Source organism: Streptomyces sp. NPDC031274 (assembly GCF_055570235.1).
Window position 1 is genome coordinate 263,311 of record NZ_JBVIHP010000008.1, and the last position, 19,253, is coordinate 282,563.

Annotated in this window: 18 protein-coding genes and 1 pseudogene; 7 read left to right on the forward strand and 12 right to left on the reverse strand. The window is 70.3% G+C overall.

Going from position 1 to position 19,253, the window contains the following annotated elements; all coding sequences use genetic code 11:
* Positions 1-56: 56 nt before the first annotated feature.
* The 5 genes from ACZ5CR_RS15910 to ACZ5CR_RS15930 form a co-directional block, all read right to left on the reverse strand.
* Complete coding sequence (locus tag ACZ5CR_RS15910) at positions 57-920, reverse strand: carbohydrate ABC transporter permease (protein WP_453524115.1); 864 nt, start codon at positions 918-920, stop codon at positions 57-59.
* The gene (locus tag ACZ5CR_RS15915; RefSeq protein ID WP_468857713.1) at positions 917-1,888 is read right to left on the reverse strand and encodes a carbohydrate ABC transporter permease; all 972 of its coding nucleotides are present in this window, start codon (positions 1,886-1,888) and stop codon (positions 917-919) included. Before ACZ5CR_RS15915 ends, ACZ5CR_RS15910 begins: the two co-directional genes overlap by 4 nt.
* Before the next feature lie 91 nt (positions 1,889-1,979).
* Entirely contained in the window at positions 1,980-3,311 is a 1,332-nt protein-coding gene (locus ACZ5CR_RS15920; RefSeq protein WP_468857714.1) for an ABC transporter substrate-binding protein, read from the reverse strand.
* 95 nt (positions 3,312-3,406) lie between these two features.
* Entirely contained in the window at positions 3,407-4,501 is a 1,095-nt protein-coding gene (locus ACZ5CR_RS15925; RefSeq protein ID WP_468857715.1) for a substrate-binding domain-containing protein, read from the reverse strand.
* A gap of 102 nt (positions 4,502-4,603) precedes the next feature.
* Positions 4,604-6,157 (reverse strand): membrane-associated oxidoreductase, encoded by a 1,554-nt coding sequence (locus ACZ5CR_RS15930; RefSeq protein ID WP_468857716.1) that lies wholly within the window; start codon positions 6,155-6,157, stop codon positions 4,604-4,606.
* A 143-nt stretch (positions 6,158-6,300) separates the two neighbouring features.
* Here ACZ5CR_RS15930 and rpmF point away from each other — a divergent pair, with 143 nt between their 5' ends.
* Both rpmF and ACZ5CR_RS15940 read left to right on the forward strand, forming a co-directional pair.
* Complete coding sequence (gene rpmF, locus ACZ5CR_RS15935) at positions 6,301-6,465, forward strand: 50S ribosomal protein L32 (protein WP_468857718.1); 165 nt, start codon at positions 6,301-6,303, stop codon at positions 6,463-6,465.
* A gap of 164 nt (positions 6,466-6,629) precedes the next feature.
* Complete coding sequence (locus ACZ5CR_RS15940; protein WP_468857719.1) at positions 6,630-8,447, forward strand: choice-of-anchor A family protein; 1,818 nt, start codon at positions 6,630-6,632, stop codon at positions 8,445-8,447.
* A 134-nt stretch (positions 8,448-8,581) separates the two neighbouring features.
* On the opposite strand, the gene ACZ5CR_RS15945 is transcribed toward ACZ5CR_RS15940, so the two are convergent.
* Both ACZ5CR_RS15945 and ACZ5CR_RS15950 read right to left on the reverse strand, forming a co-directional pair.
* Entirely contained in the window at positions 8,582-9,265 is a 684-nt protein-coding gene (locus ACZ5CR_RS15945) for a L,D-transpeptidase (protein WP_468857721.1), read from the reverse strand.
* Positions 9,266-9,431: 166 nt separating this feature from the next.
* Entirely contained in the window at positions 9,432-9,818 is a 387-nt protein-coding gene (locus tag ACZ5CR_RS15950) for an STAS domain-containing protein (protein ID WP_468857723.1), read from the reverse strand.
* A 448-nt stretch (positions 9,819-10,266) separates the two neighbouring features.
* Here ACZ5CR_RS15950 and ACZ5CR_RS15955 point away from each other — a divergent pair, with 448 nt between their 5' ends.
* The 4 genes from ACZ5CR_RS15955 (at position 10,267) to ACZ5CR_RS15970 (ending at position 14,744) form a co-directional block, all read left to right on the forward strand.
* Entirely contained in the window at positions 10,267-11,463 is a 1,197-nt protein-coding gene (locus ACZ5CR_RS15955; protein ID WP_468857725.1) for a lactonase family protein, read from the forward strand.
* A 98-nt stretch (positions 11,464-11,561) separates the two neighbouring features.
* Positions 11,562-13,160, forward strand: a complete 1,599-nt coding sequence (locus tag ACZ5CR_RS15960; protein ID WP_468857726.1) for an alpha-amylase family glycosyl hydrolase — start codon at positions 11,562-11,564, stop codon at positions 13,158-13,160.
* Positions 13,161-13,248: 88 nt separating this feature from the next.
* Positions 13,249-13,950 carry a TetR/AcrR family transcriptional regulator gene (locus tag ACZ5CR_RS15965; protein ID WP_468857727.1) on the forward strand — a complete coding sequence of 234 codons (702 nt, stop codon included), beginning with the start codon at positions 13,249-13,251 and terminating at the stop codon, positions 13,948-13,950.
* A gap of 8 nt (positions 13,951-13,958) precedes the next feature.
* Positions 13,959-14,744 carry an SDR family NAD(P)-dependent oxidoreductase gene (locus ACZ5CR_RS15970; protein WP_468857729.1) on the forward strand — a complete coding sequence of 262 codons (786 nt, stop codon included), beginning with the start codon at positions 13,959-13,961 and terminating at the stop codon, positions 14,742-14,744.
* 24 nt (positions 14,745-14,768) lie between these two features.
* Here the strand turns inward: ACZ5CR_RS15970 and ACZ5CR_RS15975 are convergent.
* Together ACZ5CR_RS15975 and ACZ5CR_RS15980 are read right to left on the reverse strand one after the other, a co-directional pair.
* Positions 14,769-15,054 (reverse strand): annotated as a pseudogene (locus tag ACZ5CR_RS15975) (cysteine hydrolase); the annotation flags it as partial.
* Entirely contained in the window at positions 15,030-16,229 is a 1,200-nt protein-coding gene (locus ACZ5CR_RS15980; RefSeq protein ID WP_468857731.1) for an amidohydrolase family protein, read from the reverse strand. The pseudogene ACZ5CR_RS15975 and the gene ACZ5CR_RS15980, both read right to left, overlap by 25 nt.
* A 161-nt stretch (positions 16,230-16,390) precedes the next feature.
* On the opposite strand from ACZ5CR_RS15980, the gene ACZ5CR_RS15985 reads away from it, so the two are divergent.
* A complete protein-coding gene (locus ACZ5CR_RS15985) occupies positions 16,391-16,681 on the forward strand; it encodes a YkvA family protein (protein ID WP_468857732.1) in 291 nt (96 codons plus the stop codon).
* Here the strand turns inward: ACZ5CR_RS15985 and ACZ5CR_RS15990 are convergent.
* The 3 genes from ACZ5CR_RS15990 to ACZ5CR_RS16000 form a co-directional block, all read right to left on the reverse strand.
* Positions 16,652-17,371 carry a DUF2470 domain-containing protein gene (locus tag ACZ5CR_RS15990; RefSeq protein ID WP_468857734.1) on the reverse strand — a complete coding sequence of 240 codons (720 nt, stop codon included), beginning with the start codon at positions 17,369-17,371 and terminating at the stop codon, positions 16,652-16,654. The genes ACZ5CR_RS15985 and ACZ5CR_RS15990 overlap by 30 nt on opposite strands.
* 165 nt (positions 17,372-17,536) lie before the next feature.
* On the reverse strand, positions 17,537-18,166 hold the full coding sequence (locus ACZ5CR_RS15995) for an MBL fold metallo-hydrolase (protein WP_468857736.1): 630 nt from the start codon (positions 18,164-18,166) through the stop codon (positions 17,537-17,539).
* Positions 18,166-19,251 (reverse strand): S-(hydroxymethyl)mycothiol dehydrogenase, encoded by a 1,086-nt coding sequence (locus tag ACZ5CR_RS16000; protein WP_468857738.1) that lies wholly within the window; start codon positions 19,249-19,251, stop codon positions 18,166-18,168. Before ACZ5CR_RS16000 ends, ACZ5CR_RS15995 begins: the two co-directional genes overlap by 1 nt.
* Between the last annotated feature and the right edge of the window lie 2 nt (positions 19,252-19,253).

Below are 19,253 nucleotides of genomic sequence, written 5' to 3' on the forward strand. Positions count from 1 at the left end.
CGTACTCACGTACTCACGAGTTCACGTGGCCCACTTGTTCACTTGGCTCACTTGGCTCACTTGACCGAGCCCGCGGTGAGACCCGACTTCCAGAAGCGTTGCAGCAGCATGAAGGCGAGGATCAGCGGCAGCACCGCGAGGAGCGAACCCATGATCACCACGGGGTAGTACTCGGGCGAGACGGTGGCCGAACTGTTCCAGGTGTAGAGGCCCAGACTGACCGGATACAGCTTCTGGTCCGAGAGCATCACCATGGGCAGGAAGAAGTTGTTCCAGATGGCGGTGAGCTGGAAGAGGAACACCGTCACCAGGCCGGGTCCCAGCATCCGCAGGGAGACGCGCACATACGTGGTCAGCTCCCCCGCGCCGTCGACGCGCGCCGCTTCGAGCACCTCGTCGGGTACGTACCCCTGGCTGAAGATCCGCCCGAGATAGACACCGAACGGGTTGAACAGGACCGGTATGAACACCGCCCAGAAGGTGTCGACGACGCCCGTGGCCGAGGCCATCAGATACAGCGGCAGGGCGAGCACCGTCTGCGGCACCATCACCGCGGCGAGCACCAGGCCGAAGACCTTCTCTTTGTGCGCGAAGCGGTATTTGTCGAAGGCGTAGCCGCAGGCGACGCTCACCAGTGCGCTGATCGCGGCGCCCAGGACGGCGTAGAGCAGGCTGTTGGTGTACCAGCGGCCGTAGAGCCCGCCGTCCATCGCGAACAGGTCGCGCAGGTTCTGTACGAAGGAGAAGTCGGTCAGCGAGAAGAAGTTGCTGCTGAACAGCGCGTCCCGGTTCTTGGACGCGGCGAGCACCAGCCACAGGACGGGCAGCAGGGTGTAGAGCACCGCGATGCCGACCACGGTGTTGACGACGGTGCGGCCCAGGAGGCGGGGGCGGCCCGCGGTGAGGGTGTCGGCGCTCATCGCGCGGCCTCCTTCTGGGAGCGGTTGGTCCAGCGGGTGACGCCGTAGGACAGGGCGACCGTGCAGAGCAGGAGGATCACCGAAGCGGCGGCGGCGAGGCCGTAGTTGTTGCGGGTGAAGGCCGCGTCGTAGATGTACATGCTCGGCGAGAAGCGCGTGTTGATCATCGGGGACGACTGGCTGAGCAGCATGGGTTCGGTGAACAGCTGCATCGCCCAGATCAGGGTGAACATGGCGACCATGACGATCGAGGAGCGCACCAGGGGCGCCTTGATCCCCAGTGCGGTGCGCACCGGTCCCGCGCCGTCGACCACGGCGGCCTCGATCACTTCTCGGGGTACGGCCTGCAGCGCGGCGTAGAAGATCACCATGTTGTAGCCGAGGTTGCTCCACAGGGCGATGTTCACGATGGAGGGCAGGACGGTGTTCACGCCGAGGAAGTCGATGGTGATGTCGCCCTTGGCGAGCAGGTCGACGACCGGGCTGAGTCCTGGCGTGTAGAGGTACAGCCAGATGAGGGCCGCGATGATGCCGGGCACCGCGTGCGGCAGGAAGAGCGCCAGCTGGGCCCAGGCGCGCAGCCGTACGACTCCCGAGTCGAGCAGCAGGGCGAGAGCGAGGGCGCCGATCACCATGAGCGGGATGTAGATCAGGCAGTAGAGGACGACCGTGCCGAGGCTGCCGAGGAAGGTCGGGTCGGTGAGAACGGCCGTGTAGCTGCGCAGTCCCACGAAGACCGTGTGTTCCGGGCCGAAGCCGAGGCCGGGCTGGTCGTCGCTGAAGAAGCTCAGCCAGACCGCGGTGCCGACGGGTATCAGGAAGACCGTCACCAACAGGATCAGGAAGGGGGTCATCAGGACGCCGCACGCCACATGTTCACGGCGCCGGGCACGCGCGCGGGCGCGGCGGGTGGGGACGGGGGCATCGGCGGTGCGGGTGGCGCGGGCCGGGGGCGCGGTCGTGGTCATCGGGGTCACCTGCCTTTCTGCTGGTGCTCGTCGGCGAACGGGGGCTTCGATTGCGCCGGAGCGCTCGGGTCGCTCGGGTCGCTCGGGCCGCTCATGTGCTGCGCTCCGTGATGGCGAGCCCGAGTGCCTTGAGGTCCGGCATGGTTCCGTCCTGCGCCGCGCGTACGGCGTCGATGAGCGAGCCATTGCCGCCGCCCGCACGGGCGAAGCCGTCCTGCATCACCCGCTGGGTCGCGGTCATCCGCGGCCCCCAGACCCAGCCGTCGTGGATCGTCTCGGCCTGTTCCTCGAAGAGGCGGTAGATGTCCTGGCCGGAGTAGTAGGCGCGGTCGAAGGCTTTGCGGCCCACGGCGACCAGGTCGGGGACGGCCGGGTACTGGCTGCTCGTGCCGCTGGAGAGGCGGGCGCGCAGGGCGTCGGGGTGCGAGACCTGCCACTCGATGAACTCCATGGCGGCTTCCGGGTGCCCGCTGTCCTTGGTGATGGCGAAGGTGGAGCCGCCGTGCGTGCCGACGACCGGGTTGTCGGGGTCCCACTGCGGGAGCGGGGCGATGGCCCACTGGCCCTTCTGGCCCGGTCTTGCGTTCATCTGTGAGCCCGCGTCCCAGGCGCCGCTGAGTCGGCTGAGAACCAGCCCCTCACTGAGCTGGGAGTCGTAGTGCCTGCTCTCGGTGGCGTTGACGAGCAGCAGTTCCTCGTCGACGAGCCGCTGCCAGTACGCCGCCACCTTCCGGGTCGGACGGTCCGTGAGCGATACGTTCCAGGCGCCGTCGCGGGTGTCGAACCACTGGGCGCCCGCCTGCCACGCCCACGAGGCGAACTGGGTGCCGCCGTCGGTGGGGAAGACGGCGATCCGCCTCTTGCGCGACTTGTCCCGTACGGTGCGGGCGGCCTCGGTGAACTCGTCCCAGGTGCGCGGGACTTCGATCCCGTACTCGTCGAACAGGTCGGCGCGGTAGTGCAGCACCATCGGCTCGACGTCGAGCGGGACGGAGTAGACCTTCTTCTCGAAGGTGGTGAGGCCAAGGGCTTGCGGCAGCAGCTTGGCGCGCAGCCTCTCACTCATCAGTGAGGTGATGTCCCGGGCGACGCCGTCGATGGCGAAGCCGGGGACCTGGGGGTATTCGAGGGTGGCGACGTCGGGGGCGTTTCCGGCCCGGGCGGCGTTGCTGAGCTTGGCGTATCCGCCCATGGCGCCCGACGGAATCTGCTGGAACTCGACCTGGATGCGGTCGTGGGTCTTGTTGAACGCGTCGACCACTTCCTGACTTCCGCGCAGTGCGGACCAGAAGGTGATGCGCGTGGTGCCGCCCTTGCCGCGTGACGTACTGGCCGCGCTGCCCGAACAGGCGCTGAGAGCACCTGCCATGGGAACTGCGGCTGTCACGGCGAGCAGGGACCGGCGGCTCGGTCGACCAGGCATGGGTGGGTGCCTCCCGCGGCTCTTGTTCGGGACACGGGAATCCTGATCGCGTGAACGATGACGGTCAATAGATCGATCAAAAGAAACTAAAGCGGTCAAACGATCTCGACGCGAGTGGTGGATCCACGGACCTTGAGCTCCGGCAGAAGTTCCGCTCGCTGGGTCGTCACGGCGCCCGGCTCCGCCAACTCGTCGAACCTGCGCAGCAGAAGCCTCGCCGCCGTCCGTCCCACCTCGTACTTCGGCGGGGAAACGGCGGTCAGCGGAGTACTGCCGAGGGCGGCCACCACGTCGTCGTACGCCACCACCGAGCAGTCCTGCGGCACCCGCACGCCGTGGTCCATGAGCTGCTGCACGAGCATCAGCGCGTCGACGTCGCCGTGCAGCACGGCGCCCGTCGCCCCGTGCTCGCGCAACCGCGCCGCGAGGTCGAGCGGCTCGCGAACCCGGCCAGGCCCCGCGTTCGCGGCGCTGAGCATCACGGTCCAGTCCTCGATCTCGGGCCGGGACGCGGCGATCTCGGCGAAGGCGGTACGCAGCGCGCGGGCCGTCGGGCTGTCGTCGCGGGCGGCCAGGACGATCCGCCGGTGGCCGAGCCGGACGAGATGGTCGACGGCGAGGTGGATGCCGTACCAGTGGTCGGTGCAGACCGAGTCCATGGCGTGCAGCGCACTGCCCGCACGCGGTCGGCGCTCCATCAGGACCGTGGGCACACCCGACGCGGCAAGCCAGGCGTAGTCCGCCTCCTCCTCGGCCGCGGTGCGCCAGCGCGGGGCAATGAGGAGCCCCTGCACCTTCTCGGCCAACACCCGCTCGACCAGGGGCCGTTCGGCGCCCTCCACCTGCGGCGCGATGTGCAGCGCGACCCGCATCCCGGCCTCGTAGAGGACGCTTCGGGCCCCGTGCATCGTCTCGTACAGGTAGGTGTGCCGCTCGGGCACCATCAGCGCGACGGCCCCGCCCTGCGCCACCGGCTCGGCCCGCGGGGCGCCGCGCTCCACCGGTCCGACCGACCGCGCGGTGCCGTGCCCGCGCCGCAACTTGCCCTCACGGGCGAGGTCTTCGACGTCCCGGCGCACGGTGATCACCGAGACCTCCAGGTCGTCGGCGAGATCACTCAGCCGCGCCTCGCCCCGCGACTCCACGACCGCGAGTATCCGCTGCCGCCTGACGTCCCTCGGCTCCCGCATGCTGCCGACCCCCTCGCCACGCACCCGTCGGGTGTTCGTTTGAGCGTTTCCGCTGGAGGATATCGATCATTGCCCCGCCTGTGTCCAGGTCGGCGATGTTCGTTACTGGCGGCTCAGTGAGCGTGTGATGCCGGCCGCCACCGTGGTGACGAGGACCCAGCCCGTGGCGACGAGGAGATAGGAGAGCCACTGGTACCAGCCGTCCGGCGCGAACGCCGACTCCTGCCCGAAACCGACGATCGGAAGGAGCAGGTCGAGGGTGTAGAAGACGGGGTTGAAGTCGGGAGCCTCGTCGGACTTCAACGGGCGCGGATGGTGGAGGGCGAAGGCGAGCGCGCCGGTGAGCAGCAGGACGAGGAGCCATCCGGCGGCGCGCATCGGGCGGAATCCGTATCCGACCGTCACTTCCTGGAGCCTGCCCCAGATCCTTGCGTACGGGGGCAGGGTACGGCGGTGGCGGCGGAGCCTGGCCAGCTGCACGGTGCGGGCGGCGGCCTCGTCGCCCACCGTGCGGTACGCGGTGGCCAACTGCTCGTAGCCCTGCGGGAGATAACCGGCCACCTCACGCTCAAGCAGCGGAAGGCGCCGCTCCGCGGGCAGGTGAGGGGCGAGCCTGCGGTACCCGAGGCCGTCGAGTTTGACCTCGCCCGGCCATACCTCCGGAGGGACGTGCAGCAGGTCCAGCTGGGAGCGGCGCAGATTCACGGTGCCCTGGATCGGAGCGGCGTCCCGCAGCCACAGTTCGCCGATGACACAGCTGCTGGCGCGCAGTGCCGTCCCGCCGGGGTGGGAGAGGCGGGCGTAGGCCAGATTGACGTGCCGCGGGATCCTGGCGCCGCTCAGGTTGAGCATGCCGTGGGCGCGCAGCCGCATGGCCCGCAGATCGGTGCCGACCGACAGGGTCTCGGCGTGCAGGGCGACACCGCCGGGCGCGCTCAGTTCGGCGTCGTCGAGGTTGATCTGGCCTCCGACGGTGGCGCCGTTGAGCCGGACCTGGCCATGGGTCACCAGGCCGACGGCCCATATGTCCGCGCCGATCACCGCGTGGTTCAGCTGGAGCACCGCTTCCGCCGCCACGCCGGGCTCCGGCGCTTCGGGGTCCGCCGCGTCGGGCTCCGGGGCGTCGGGCTCCGGGGCATCCGGTGCGGGCGGCGCGTCGGGGGCAGGCGGAGTGCCCAGCTGCGCCCCGTTGGTGAAGAAGGCGCCGGTGATCTGCGCGCCCGCGAGCCGCACGGGGCCCGCTATCCGGCAGCAGGTGATCCGCAGGGCCAGCTCGACCCGGAGGTTTCCCGCCGTCAGCCCCGGCAGGACCGAGTCGCTCAGGGCCAGGGTGCGGAGCTGGGCCCCGTACAGGTTCGGCGTCTCCTCGAAATGGCAGGACCGCAGCCGTACGGGATGCCCGATCGTTCCGTACATGAGGTTGAGCCGCCCGGTGATCCGCGCGCCCGTCAGTTTCATGCCCGCTATCTCGCCGGCCCGCGTCGGGCCGTCGAGCAGCAGCGCCCGCAGCACCTCGGCGCGCACCGTCCGCTCGGGCCCCCATGATCCACCGTCCCGGGGGTCGTCGTCGGGGCTCTCGCGGAAGTCGACGCCCTCGCCGAGCGCGAAAGCCCGCCAGACGCGGATCTCCGCCGGTGTCGCGTCGGTGATCTCCATCAACTGGATGCTGTCCCGGGCGTGTTCGGGCTGTCAACCACGGGCTGGGATCCGCCAACAGGAAACCTAATTCGAAATGGCATCCATTTTCATATAGCCTCGGCGCCGCACCTCCGAGACACCCCGGGAAAGGACCCGAACTCATGGCCGTCCCCAAGCGCAAGATGTCCCGCAGCAACACGCGTCACCGCCGAGCCCAGTGGAAGGCGAGCACCCCGCAGCTCGTGCCGGTCACCGTCGACGGCTCCGCCCACCTGGTTCCCCAGCGGCTTGCCAAGGCGTACGAGCGCGGCCTGCTGCGTCCCTGAGGCTGAGCCGGAGAGCTCCGAGCAGTCACCCCTGCGCCCGCCGGGAGAGTGGAAGTTCGCGGCCACCCGGGAGGACGCGGCCCTGCCGCGCCGGGCCCGGCGGGAGGCTGCCTCAAGATGCCGGTGAGGAATCTTTCCTATCGGCTGAGGAGCTGTTGATCGACATGCCCGGACTGTTCCACACGCAGCGTGCCGGACGTCTGCTGACCGCCTTGAGCTGTGCGTTCGCCGCCGCGTCCGTCCCGCTGTTCCCCTCCGGGAACGCCTTCGCGTCGGCCGGGGACCCGCCGGTCGGCAGGGCCGTGGCCGCTCCGCTGCCCGGCGGGCTCGGCCCCTGTGTGCCGGGCACCTGCCCCTCGGGCTCCTACCCGCCCATCTCGAACGGCGCGATCCGCTACCGCGACAACGCCATCAACGTCTTCGCGGGCGGCGACTTCCTGGTGCGCGGGAGCGCGGCGGAGGCCGAGGGGCGCGTCGTCGTCCTCGGCGACTTCGACCAGAACAAGAGGGCCGGGGTCAGCGGCATCTACAACGTCGGCGAGGCGGGCGTCGGCTCCCGGGTCGCGCCTCCGATCGGTTCCGACTGGCTCACGACCGGGGGTGACGTCACCGTCGCCGCGGGCCAGCAGCTCCTCGCCGAGCAGGGGGTCGTACGTCACGCGGGCGCGGCGAGCGGCACGATCCTGGCCCAGGACGTGACCCGGGACCCGGACGCCGCGGCGCCGTACACCGCGCTGCGCGGTCAGCTCAATGTGGCGAGCCAGTGCTACGCGCACGGAGAGAACGGCAGCCGCACGCCGACCGGCACGGCCGTGCACGCGGGCGGCGAGACGGTGTTCACCGGGGACGGCACATCGGCGCGTCAGGTGTTCAACGTCGACTTCGACCTGGCCGGCGCGAGCGGCGGGCAGGAGGGCATCCGGTTCGTGAACATCCCGGACGGAGCGACGGTCCTGGTCAACGTCCTTGGCGCGAAGCGGGTCGTCAACACCTACAGCGGCGGCATCGACGACGCGACGGATCCGCTCAACGCTCTGCGCGAGCGCCTGCTGTGGAACTTCCCCGACGCGACAGACCTGGAGATCAAAGGCACCGGGCAGTTCCAGGGCAGCCTGCTGATCGGCCAGAACGCGTCGGACACGACGGTCAGCGTGCCCGGCATCAACGGACGGTTCTTCACGGCCGGTTCGATCACTCACACCAGCTCGCTGAGTGGCGGAGGCGGGCAGGAGTTCCACAACTACCCCTTCGTGGGTGACCTGCCCGAGTGCGGGACCGCGCCGACGGAGACCGGCTCCGTCGAGGTCGCCAAGAAGGACGCGGCGAACGGCAAGGCGCTGCCCGGGGCGGTCTTCGAGCTCTGGCACGAGACCAACGGAGTCCCCGGCGTACAGACCTCCGGCGCCGACCCCGATACCCGGGTAGGCACCCCGTGCACCACGGATGCCCAGGGCGAGTGCCGCCGGGCGGTGCCGCTCGGCACGTACTACTGGGTGGAGACCAAGGCCCCGAACGGGTACGACCTGCCCTCCCCGGCCTCCTTCGGTCCGCTCGTCGTGACCGAGGACAACGCGCGCGAGGGCGTCACGGTGACCGCGAAGAACAAGAAGACGGCCGTCAACGAGAAGGTGGGCGCCCTGCACGTCACCAAGACGGACCGCGGCAACGGCCGCCCGCTGGCCGGGGCCGTGTTCGAACTGTGGCGCGAGACCAACGGCAGGGCCGGACTACAGACCGGAGGGGCGAACCCTGACACTCGCAGGGGGCAGGGCTGCGCCACGGACGGCCGGGGCCGCTGCGACTTCCCCGACCAGCCGCTCGGCTCCTACTACCTCAAGGAGACGGCCGTACCGGACGGATACCGGCTGCCCTCCCCCGCGGTCACCGGCCCCTACCGGCTGACCGAGGCCAACGCCACCAAGGGCGTCACCGTCCGGCTCAGCAATGTGCGGGACGACACGGGCAAGGGCGGCAAGGGCTGAGCGTCGAGCGGGGCGAGCGAGGCTCGCGCACCGGCGGCTGACGGGCGGTCATCCGTCAGCCGCCGGTGGTGCACGGCATCGGTGCACGGCGTCAGTGCACGGCGTCAGTGCACGGCGTCAGTGCACGGCGTCAGTCAGCCGCCGGTGCCGGGCTTCGTGCCCCACACGTAGATCCGGTCGCCCTTGTTCAGCAGTTGGTAGAGCCGCTTCGCGTCCGGCACCGTCAGGTTCACGCAGCCGCCCGACCCGGAGGAGAAGAGGTCGTGCCGGGTGCCGTGCAGGGCCTGGCCGCCGTCGAAGAACTGGGCGTAGGGCATCGGCACGTTGTAGATCGTCGAGAAGTGGTCCCGGTGCTTCCAGTAGATCCGGTGCCAGCCGCGCCGCGTCTCCAGACCGTCGCGCCCACTGCGCACCGGCACCGGCGCGAAGACGAGGCGCTGCCCCACCTGTACCCAGAGGATCTGCCGGGTCAGATCCACACAGACCACTCGGTACGCCGGGGACGGACAGCCCCGGCGGGCTGCGGGGTCGCGCCGCACCTGGTCGGCGACCATCATCCGGTACGTGCGCAGCGAAGCGAGCCCGTCGGCGGGCGAGACTCCGAGGCGCCGCTGCAACCGCCGGATCGCCGCGCAGTCCTCCGGCGACTGGACCCCGTCGACCGGTCTGCGCAGCTCCTTCTCCAGCTGCCGCTGGTAGGGGGCGGTACCGGCGGTGCACGGCGGCTCCGGGCTTACGGACGCCGCGGCTGCCGGGGCGGCGGGCAGCGCGAGGAGCAGGACGATCGCGGTCAGCAGGGAGCGCGGGATGGCGCTCACAAGAGCGCGAGGGCCAGGTGCGGAGCCAAGGTCACGGCCGGAACCCAGGCCGGAACTATGGCCGGAACCACGGACAAGACCAAGACCAGGACCAGAACCAGGACCAGGACCAGAGAGGGTGCAGCTTCGGCGAATCATATAATGAGATTTGCCACTTGCTCCCTTTCTAGGCTGGTCTGTTCAGGTTTCCCTCGTAGTCGTCGGGCGTGTCCAGGTCCGCCGGCATGCTGTCCAGGACGGTGAAACTGCGGTCGAGTCGAGTGATGCGCAGTACCCGCCAGACGCGCGTACTGCTGCGCACCAGCCGCAGCGGGCGCCGCCTCGCGAAGGCCTGCCCCTTGAGGCGCACCAGCAGTCGCAGACCGCCGGCGTCCAGGAAGGACACCTGCCGCAGGTCCGCCACCACGCCCCCGTCCGACCGGTCCAGTAACTCCGTTATTCGCGACCCGAGTTCCTGTTCAGCCCATGCGTCCAGTTCACCGTGGAACGTCAGAACGATCGATCCGCCCACCACACGGTGATGCAGCCCAAAACCCGGGTCGGGCGTGCCCATGGTCCACCCCCTAATTCCCTACACCCCGCATACGAAGAGTTACGACAACGCGAGCGGCGCGGCCCTGAGGTCGGCGCCCGACGCCGCCGAGGTCTGGGGCGGCACCGCGATTGGCACCTACATCTTGCCCGCTCAGAGCCAGTTCATACCTCAGGGTGGTATGACCGGCCACTGCGCGGCGCATATTCGAGGCAAGTTGGCCATAGTTACTCTCCGTAATTCATGCACTGTTCGCCAGGTACAGAGGTCTACCGACGAGACACTCGACCGGTGTCGCGGCATCCGGTTGTGATGGCCATATGCGACCGTCGCACCACTCACCCGAATCCCGCCCGACCCCCACGTTCCATTGCGCAGAACGCAGCTCCGGTTGCGCCTCTTGATCGTGGGGATTCCAAGCGCCACGCTGTCTGCCACACGCGTCACTACCGACACCCAAGGAGCGGACATGGCGGCAGGGATGAACAGCGGGCCCGAGGGACTGCCCGCAGCGAACGCCTGGGGACGACGGGGATTCATCGGAGCCGTCGCCGCCACGGCTGCCGCCGCCGTCTCCGCACCCACGCCCGCGTCCGCGTCCACGGCCGCCCTCTCCCCCGAACGGCGGCCACGCCGCACACGACAGCTCTTCCTCGGTACGTACACCGCCCAGCAAGGCGGCGGCACCGGCCTCGGCCTGGCCACGTACGACGAAGCGACCGGAAACATCACCGGCACCGGCACACTGACCGGCGTACCCGACCCCTCCTACCTCTGCCTCCACCCCTCGGGCAAAACCCTCTACGCCGTCAATGAGCGGGAACAGGGCGGCGTGACCGCGATCGCGCTCTCCCCCTCGGGTCCCGAAGTCCTGGGAGCGCGTGGCACTGGAGGCGCGGGGCCCTGCCACCTGTCCGTGCACCCGGGCGGACGCTGGCTGCTCAGCGCCAACTATCTCTCCGGGAACGTAGCCGTCCATCCCATTCAATCCTCGGGCGCCCTGGACGAGTTGAGCGATCTGGTCACCCACTCCAGTCCACCGCCCGGCCCCGGCCAGGACGGGCCGCACGCCCACCAGATCGTGACCAGTCCGGACGGCGGTCATGTCCTCGCCGTAGATCTGGGCAACGACACCGTCTACAGCTACCGCCTCGACACGAAGAAGGGGAAGCTCACCCAGGTCTCGTACGCCACTCTGCGACCGGGTGCGGGACCCCGCCACCTCACCTTCCACCCCTCCGGACGCTTCGCCTACCTGGCCAACGAGCTCGACAACACGGTGGTCGTCTGCGCGTACGATCCCGCGAGCGGCCGACTGAATCCCGGTGCGCCGCAGTCCACCGGCACGGGCGAAGGCACCAGCTATCCGGCGCAGTTCGCCGTCACGCATGAGGGCACCTTCGCCTTCCTCGCCAACCGCGGGCACAACAGCCTTACGCGGTACGCCATCGAGGCGGACGGCGCCCGGCTGCGGCTGCTCGACACCGTCCCCGTCGGCGGGGACTTCCCGCGGCACATCGCCTTCTCACCGTCCCAGCGGCTGCTGTTCACCGCGAACCAGAAGTCGAACTCGGTGAGCGTCTTCGAGGTGGGCAGCGGTGGTCAACTGCGCCTGACAGGAAAGCCGTTCGCCGCCCCGATCGCGGTATGCGCGCTGCCTCTGTAGGCACGTGGCAGGCAAGTGGTAGGCGCGTGGCAGCACCTGGCGGGCAGCCACCTCGCCCGTCCCCGGAAGCCGAACGAAGGAAAGGCCGCACCCGTCCCATGACTTCCTTCCGCCCCGCCCCCGCATGGCTCTCCGACGCCGTCTTCTACCAGATCTATCCGCAGTCCTTCGCCGACTCCGACGGCGACGGCATCGGTGACTTCAACGGCATCACCGGGCATCTGGACCACCTGGCCTGGCTCGGGGTCGACGCCGTCTGGATCAACCCCTGCTTCACCTCACCGTTCAGGGACGCCGGTTACGACGTGTCCGACTACCTCTCCATCGCGCCCCGCTACGGCACCGACGCCGACCTGGCCGAGCTGGTGGAGGAGGCGGGGCGGCGCGGTATCCGGGTCCTGCTCGACCTGGTGGCCGGGCACACCTCCGACCGGCACCCGTGGTTCACCGCGTCGGCCGACGACCCCGACGACCACCGCTACATCTGGGCTCCGGAGGGCGGTCCGGATGGTTTCGTACGGTCCCCCGGGAGCCGCCCCGGCGCGTATCTGCCGAACTTCTTCGACTCCCAGCCCGCCCTCAACTTCGGTTACGCGCACATGGATCCGGCCGAGCCGTGGCGGCAGACCGTCGACGCCGAGGGTCCGCGCGCCAACCGGGCCGCGCTGCGCGACATCATGGACCACTGGCTGCGCCTGGGCCTCGCCGGATTCCGCGTCGACATGGCGCACTCCCTCGTCAAGGACGACCCGGACCGCGGCGCGACGGCCGCGGTGTGGACGGAGCTGCGCGGCTGGCTGGATTCCGCCCACCCGGACGCGGTGCTGCTCTCGGAGTGGGGCGATCCGGCCGTGTCCGTCCCCGCCGGGTTCCACGCCGACTTCTTCCTGCAGTTCGGCGGCCCCACCAACGGCGGCCCCCTGCGCTCTCTGTGGAACAACGGCGAGGGCACCGCGGACGAGGGGTGGGACCCGCTCGACTGCTTCTTCGACCCCGGCGGGAAGGGGTCACCCCGTACGTTCGTCGAGGCGTGGCGGGCGGCCCAGGAAGCCGTCGGTGACGCCGGGCACATCTCGCTGCCCACCTCCAACCACGACTTCTCCCGCCTCAACTGCGGCCCGCGCACCGCCGAGCAGCTTCCGGCGGCGTTCGCCTTCCAGCTCACCTGGCCCACGCTCCCCGCGATCTACTACGGCGACGAGATCGGCATGCGTTACGTGCCCGGCCTTCCCGACACCGAGGGCAGTGTGCTCGGCCCGCGCTACAACCGGGCCGGCTCGCGCACCCCCATGCAGTGGGACGACAGCGCGAACGCCGGCTTCTCCAGCGCCCCGGCCGGCCGTCTCTACCTCCCCGTCGACCCCGACCCGCTGCGCCCCTCCGTCGCCGCTCAGCGCGCCGACGACACCTCTCTCCTGCACCTCGTGCACCGCCTGATCGCCCTGCGCAAGGCCACCCCCGAACTAGGTCCCGGCGGATCGGTGGAGGTGCTGCACAGCGGCTATCCGTTCGTGTACGTCAGAGGCGGGCGCCATCTCGTGGTGATCAATCCCCGCAGCACACCGGCGGCGTTCGCCTCCCGTCTCGTGGACGGGGCGGGCCCCCAGACGCTTGAGGCGAAGGGCGTGGAGGCAGACAGCGGCGTTGTCACGGCGCGGGGATTCGGGTACGGCGTCTTCGATCTGCGTTCCGCATGAGTCCATAAGTCCATGAGCCTTTAACAGTCGATTGAGTCCCGGCGGGACAGGTGTCCCATTGGGACATCACAGGTGTACAGTCGAAGACATGAACAAGGCGACGGAATCCGGCCCAGGAGCCCCGAGGCCGACCCCGGCTCCGGCCACCGACCGGAGCGGCGAGGACCGCAGGCAGCGCAAGGCCCGCCAGACGCGGGAAGCGCTCGCCGACGCGGCCATCGACCTGATTCTTGAGCACGGCCTCGCGGCCGTCACCGTGGAGGCCGTCGCCGAGCGCGCCGATGTCACGCGCCGCACCTTCAGCCGCCACTTCGGCAGCAAGGAGGCCGCGGCGCTCGACTTCACCCGCGCCGACGGAGACAGCATCAACGCGGCCCTGCGCGCCCGCCCCGCCGACGAGCCCCCGCTGGCCGCCTATCGCGCGGCTGTGCGGGACTGGCTCGACGCCCCGGAGGCTCCGGCCCTGCACCGTCGGGCCCGGAGGCGCGAGCTGCTCGCCCTCGTCGACACGGAGCCCGCCCTGTTCGCCGCGTACGAACGCGTCCGGGTCGACGCCCAGGACGAGTCCGTCCGGATCATCGCCGACCGGCTCGGCACCGACCCCGCCCGGGACCAGCGCCCGGCCGTCGTCGTCGGCGCTGCCGCCGGAGTCCTGACCGCGGCCCTGCGCAGCTGGGCACGCGGCGGGCACGAGTACGACGCAGACCTCACCGCGCATGTGGAGCGGGCCTACGCCGTCCTGACCGGGGAGGCAGCCCTCGCGGCCCCCCACATCGCACAAGGAAAGTGAAAAGCGCCATGAGCACCACCCCCGCCACCACCGTCCCCGACTACGCCACCGAGTTCGCGGGCAAGACCGCCCTGATCACGGGCGCCGCCTCCGGCATAGGCCTGGCCACCGCCCGCCGCCTGGGCGGGGGCGGCGCGAACGTCGTCATCGCCGACTACAACGCCGAGGGCGCCGAGAAGGCCGCCGCCGAGCTCCTCGCGGAGGGCGTCAAGGCCGCCGCGGTCGCCGTGGACGTCACCGAGCCCGCGTCGGTCGAGGCCGCCGTGCGGTTCGCCGTCGACACGTTCGGCGGGCTCGACCTCGCGGTCAACAACGCGGGCATCGGCGGCGAGAGCAAGCCGACGGGCGAGTACGACATCGATGTCTACAACCGCGTCGTACGCACGAACCTCGACGGCGTCTTCTACTCGATGCGCTATGAGCTCCCGGTCCTCGAGGCCGCGGGCGCGGGCGCCATCGTGAACGTCGCCTCGATCCTCGGTTCCGTCGGCTTCGCGGGCTCCCCCGCCTACGTCGCCGCCAAGCACGGTGTCGTCGGCCTCACCAAGACCGCCGCCGCCGAGTACGCGGCGAAGGGCGTCCGCGTGAACGCGGTCGGCCCCGGCTTCATCGAGACCCCGCTCCTGCAGCAGATGAACCAGGGCGAGTACGACGCGCTCGTCTCCCTGCACCCGGCGGGCCGCCTCGGTCACTCCGAGGAGGTCGCCGAGCTGATCGTGTTCCTGCTCTCGGGGCGCGCCTCGTTCATCCACGGCAGCTACCACCTGGTGGACGGCGCGTACACCGCCCGCTGACCTACGGTTCCCACCCGGCCGGGTCTACGGCTTGGTGAAGTCGACGTCCTGGGCCCTCGCGACGATCTCGACCTCGTCGCCGGGGGCCCATTCCGCTACCCGGGACACCATCGCCGCCGGGACCATGTCGCTGATGCCCTCGGCGGCCGGGATGTCGTACGTGGCGGTCGTCGACGGTCTTGCGCAGGAGCCTCTCGCCCCGGTCGGCGTCCGTCGGGAGGTGTGTCTCCCAGCCGGGGGTGCCGGGTTCGTCGACGGTCCCTGGCTCGCCGTCGTTCTGATCTCTCACTCCTGGTCCACCGTCCGGCCGTTCGCCATGACCAGGCGTACGTCGCCCAGGGCCGCCACGTCCGTGAGCGGATCTCCGTGCACCGCGATCAGGTCGGCGCGGTAGCCCGCGGCGAGGCGCCCCACCTGGTCGGCGATGCCCAGTGCGTCGGCGGCCTCCGTGGTCGCCATGTCGATGACGCGGTGGGGTTCGGCCCCCAAGTGCTGGTAGAAGCCGAGGCTCTGGGCCAGGCCGTCGCAGCCCGCCCGCTGCACTCCCGCGTCCGTCCCCGCGATCAGCCGCGCGCCGTGCTCCGCCATCGTGCGGACCTGGTCGAACATCGCCTCGGCCCGTTCGGCGCCGAAGAACATGGGCAGCATCCGCCAGTTCGGGCTGATGGTGGGGCAGATGCGGATGCCCTTGTCGACCATGGTGTCCAGGACGTCCTCGCGCAGGTCGAGGCCATCGCGGGTGAGCCAGGTGCAGTGCTCGATGGTGTCGACACCGGCCATCACCGCGGCCACGATGCCCGCCGTGCCGTGTCCGTGCGCGGCCACCGGCAGCCCGGCCCGGTGCGCCTCGCGGACGATCACGCGCAGTTCGGGGGCGTCGAACTGGGCCTGCCAGGTGGCGGGGCCGCTCTTGGTGAGGCCGCCGCCGGTGGCCATGACCTTGATGACGTCCGCGCCGAGCTCCGCGTTCTGCCGCACCAGGGCGCGGATCTCGCTCTCGCCCTCGACCTCACCGCCCAGGAACCAGCAGTGGCCGCCCTTGGTGGTCAGCGGTGTGGTGGCGGCGACGATCCGCGGGCCCGGCACCCGGGACGCGGTGATCTCCTCGCGCAGGCGCAGGGTGATGCGGCCCCGGTCACCCAGATCGCGCACCGTGGTGACACCGCTGCGCAGGAACTGGAGCGCCCGCTCCTCCATCGCCGCCATCAGAGTGGTGTCGCTGTGCGCGTCCAGGACGGCGACGGGGTCCTTGCTCGCGTCGAAGACCAGATGGACGTGGGCGTCGATGAGGCCGGGCAGCACCGTGGCGTCGGGCAGTGCGAACCGCTGCGACACGCCGTCCGCCAGGGGCTCGACCTCGGCCCGGGCGCCCGCGGCGACGATGTCGGCACCTCGTGTCAGTACGGCGCCGTCCATGACGTACTGGCCACCTGGCCCGGTCAGAACCCGCCCTGCCGTGATCAGCGTCTGGCTCGTCTGGCTCATCTCTGCCTTTCCAGGAAGGAGTTGGAGGAGCTGGCGGTGAAACCGGCCTCCATCTTCCTTCATGGGAGGGCAGGACGGGATGTTCGCGCGCCGTCCCGCGGGTACCCATAGCCTGGGCCGAGTGCCCGCGCAGGACGTCGCAGAGCGGAGGTCAGGGTCTGGTGAGCACGGAATTCACGGTCCTCCTTGTGGCAGGCGCGATCCTGGCGGCCGCGACACTCGCGGTCGCGATCGCACTGCTCGTACGTCTGGTCCGCGCACGCCGCGATCTGCGCAGAGCGGGCCTGCCGGTCGAGCGCCAGTGGGTGTTCTGGGCCGCCATCGCCTATCTCGTCCTGCCGGCCGATCTGCTGCCCGATCCGGTGTTCCTCGACGACATCGGGGTGCTCCTGCTCGCGCTGCGGTCGATGAAGGCGGCGAATTCAGGCGTCGGGCGGAGTGGGGCGCAGTAGGGGGCGGCGCAGGTGCCGGGCTTTGGTCAGCAGGATGTGCATGCGTTCGGTCACCTGGCCGAGGTCCTCGACGGGCTCGTCGAAGGCGAGCCGGACGTCCGCCTGGCTGCTTGCCTTCTCGAGCCGCAGCGTGAGCGCGTAGCGGTCGATGGCCAGCGGGCGTACGCGCACCACGCCGTGCAGGCTGTCCGAGCACACGAGCCGGGTCAGCTGCTCCACGGCGTCCTCGTGGGAGTCGGCGAGATGGGTGAGCAGCCGCGCCTCGGCCTCGGCCAGCGGATCGGGGGCGGCCAGGGCCAGTTCGTCGAGGTCGATGCCGATGCGGCCGCCGGTGGAGTCGTGCAGGACGGCGCAGGTGGGCGCGAAGAGGAAACCCTCCGCGTCGGGTACGAGTGACCCCGAGAGCCACAGCCGGGCCCGGATCCGGTCCCTGACCGGTACGGGGGCGACGTCGGCGAACTCCACGAGGGTGGACGGTTCGCCGCGCGGCGCGCAGATCATCGCGGTGGCCAGCGCGCTGTCCGGTGGCGGTGACAGCATGAGGATGCCCTCCGGCGTGACGCTGTGCGCGCCGACGAGTTCATCCCTGCCGATCTCCGTGGTCACCGCGCAGGACCAGGCGGTGGTGAGCAGTGAGCGAGCGCGTGCCGCTGCGGTGGGCACGGACGTGCTGACGTGACGGACACCCATCCTTCAACCTCCATTAGGTAAGCCTTGCCTAACTTATCGGAGATCGCGGAACAGGGCCAGTACGCGAAAGACCCCGCGCGGTGAACCACGCGGGGCCGGTCGGATGCACCGGGCAGGGCCCCGGTCGCGTACGTCAGTTGATGTCGCTCATGTCAGCTGTCGAGGTCAGTGCCCGCGGGCGATCCACTCCTCCAGATGCGGCGCCTCCGCGCCGATCGTCGTGCTGTCGCCGTGCCCGGTCCGCACCACCGTCTCCGGGGGCAGCGTCAGGAGGCGGTCCCTGATCGAGTCGACGATCGTCGGGAAGTCGCTGAACGACCGGCCCGTCGCTCCAGGACCGCCCGCGAAGAGCGTGTCGCCGGTGAAGACCGTACTCAGGGCGGGCGCGTGGAGACTGACGGCGCCCAGGCAGTGGCCCGGGGTGTGCAGGACCTTCAACTCCGTTCCCGCCACGGTGAGTTCCTGCCCGTCGGACAGCTCGCCGTCGGGGGCGCGGTCGGGGTGGGTCTGCTTCCACAGCTCCGCGTCGGCGGGGTGCAGCAGGATCGGCGCGCCGGTGCGGTCCGCGAGCGCGGGGGCCGCGTCGATGTGGTCGTCGTGGGCGTGCGTGCACACGATCGCGACGACCCGGCGCTCCCCGACCACGGCCGCGATGGCGTCCGCGTCGTGCGCGGCGTCGATGACGACGACCTCGCTGTCGTCGCCCACGATCCATACGTTGTTGTCGACGTCCCAGGTGCCTCCGTCGAGGGAGAACGTGCCCGAGGTGACCATGTGGTCGATGCGTGCCGCCATCAGAAGACCACCACCGAACGGAGGACATCGCCGTGGTGCATCCGCTCGAACGCCTTCTCCACGTCCGCAAGCGCGATCGTCTCCGTGACGAACGCGTCCAGGTCGAGCCGCCCCTGCTGGTAGAGGTCGATGAGCATCGGGAAATCGCGTGAGGGCAGGCAGTCCCCGTACCAGCTCGACTTGAGCGCGCCGCCGCGCCCGAAGACGTCAAGGAGCGGCAGATCGATGCGCATCTCGGGTGTCGGCACGCCGACCAGGACGACCGTGCCCGCCAGGTCGCGGGCGTAGAAGGCCTGCTCGTACGTCTCCGGGCGGCCGACCGCCTCGATGACGACGTCGGCTCCGTTGCCGTCGGTCAGCTCGCGGATCGCCTCGATCGGGTCCGCCGAACGGGAGTTGACGGTGTGCGTGGCGCCGAGGCTCTTCGCCGTCTGGAGCTTCTTGTCGTCGATGTCGACGGCGATGACCTTCGCGGCTCCGGCGAGCCGCGCGCCCACGACCGCCGCGTTGCCGACTCCGCCGCAGCCGATCACGGCGACCGAGTCGCCGCGGCCCACGTTGCCGGTGTTGATGGCGGCGCCGATACCGGCCATGACCCCGCAGCCGAGGAGTCCCGCGGCGGCGGGCGACGCGGCCGGGTCGACCTTGGTGCACTGCCCGGCGGCGACGAGGGTCTTCTCCGCGAAGGCGCCGATGCCGAGCGCGGGCGAGAGCTCGGTGCCGTCCGTGAGCGTCATCTTCTGCTTGGCGTTGTGCGTGTCGAAGCAGTACTGGGGGCGGCCACGCTTGCACGCGCGGCACTGGCCGCACACCGCGCGCCAGTTGAGGATCACGTAGTCGCCGGGCGCGACCTCCGTGACACCGTCGCCGACCGACTCGACGACGCCCGCCGCCTCATGGCCGAGGAGGAAGGGGAACTCGTCGTTGATGCCGCCCTCGCGGTAGTGCAGGTCGGTATGACAGACCCCGCAGGCCTGCACCTTCACCACGGCTTCTCCGGGCCCCGGGTCCGGCACGACGATCGTCTCGATCCGTACCGGCTCGCCCTTCGCGCGCGCGATCACGCCCTGTACCTGCTGCGCCATGA

Coding starts and splice junctions, on each gene's coding strand:
- ACZ5CR_RS15910 (WP_453524115.1), bottom strand. CDS start 920: ATGAGCGCCGACACCCTCACCGCGGGCCGCCCCCGCCTCCTGGGCCGC.
- ACZ5CR_RS15915 (WP_468857713.1), bottom strand. CDS start 1,888: ATGACCACGACCGCGCCCCCGGCCCGCGCCACCCGCACCGCCGATGCC.
- ACZ5CR_RS15920 (WP_468857714.1), bottom strand. CDS start 3,311: ATGCCTGGTCGACCGAGCCGCCGGTCCCTGCTCGCCGTGACAGCCGCA.
- ACZ5CR_RS15925 (WP_468857715.1), bottom strand. CDS start 4,501: ATGCGGGAGCCGAGGGACGTCAGGCGGCAGCGGATACTCGCGGTCGTG.
- ACZ5CR_RS15930 (WP_468857716.1), bottom strand. CDS start 6,157: ATGGAGATCACCGACGCGACACCGGCGGAGATCCGCGTCTGGCGGGCT.
- rpmF (WP_468857718.1), top strand. CDS start 6,301: ATGGCCGTCCCCAAGCGCAAGATGTCCCGCAGCAACACGCGTCACCGC.
- ACZ5CR_RS15940 (WP_468857719.1), top strand. CDS start 6,630: ATGCCCGGACTGTTCCACACGCAGCGTGCCGGACGTCTGCTGACCGCC.
- ACZ5CR_RS15950 (WP_468857723.1), bottom strand. CDS start 9,818: ATGGGCACGCCCGACCCGGGTTTTGGGCTGCATCACCGTGTGGTGGGC.
- ACZ5CR_RS15955 (WP_468857725.1), top strand. CDS start 10,267: ATGGCGGCAGGGATGAACAGCGGGCCCGAGGGACTGCCCGCAGCGAAC.
- ACZ5CR_RS15960 (WP_468857726.1), top strand. CDS start 11,562: ATGACTTCCTTCCGCCCCGCCCCCGCATGGCTCTCCGACGCCGTCTTC.
- ACZ5CR_RS15965 (WP_468857727.1), top strand. CDS start 13,249: ATGAACAAGGCGACGGAATCCGGCCCAGGAGCCCCGAGGCCGACCCCG.
- ACZ5CR_RS15970 (WP_468857729.1), top strand. CDS start 13,959: ATGAGCACCACCCCCGCCACCACCGTCCCCGACTACGCCACCGAGTTC.
- ACZ5CR_RS15980 (WP_468857731.1), bottom strand. CDS start 16,229: ATGAGCCAGACGAGCCAGACGCTGATCACGGCAGGGCGGGTTCTGACC.
- ACZ5CR_RS15990 (WP_468857734.1), bottom strand. CDS start 17,371: ATGGGTGTCCGTCACGTCAGCACGTCCGTGCCCACCGCAGCGGCACGC.
- ACZ5CR_RS15995 (WP_468857736.1), bottom strand. CDS start 18,166: ATGGCGGCACGCATCGACCACATGGTCACCTCGGGCACGTTCTCCCTC.
- ACZ5CR_RS16000 (WP_468857738.1), bottom strand. CDS start 19,251: ATGGCGCAGCAGGTACAGGGCGTGATCGCGCGCGCGAAGGGCGAGCCG.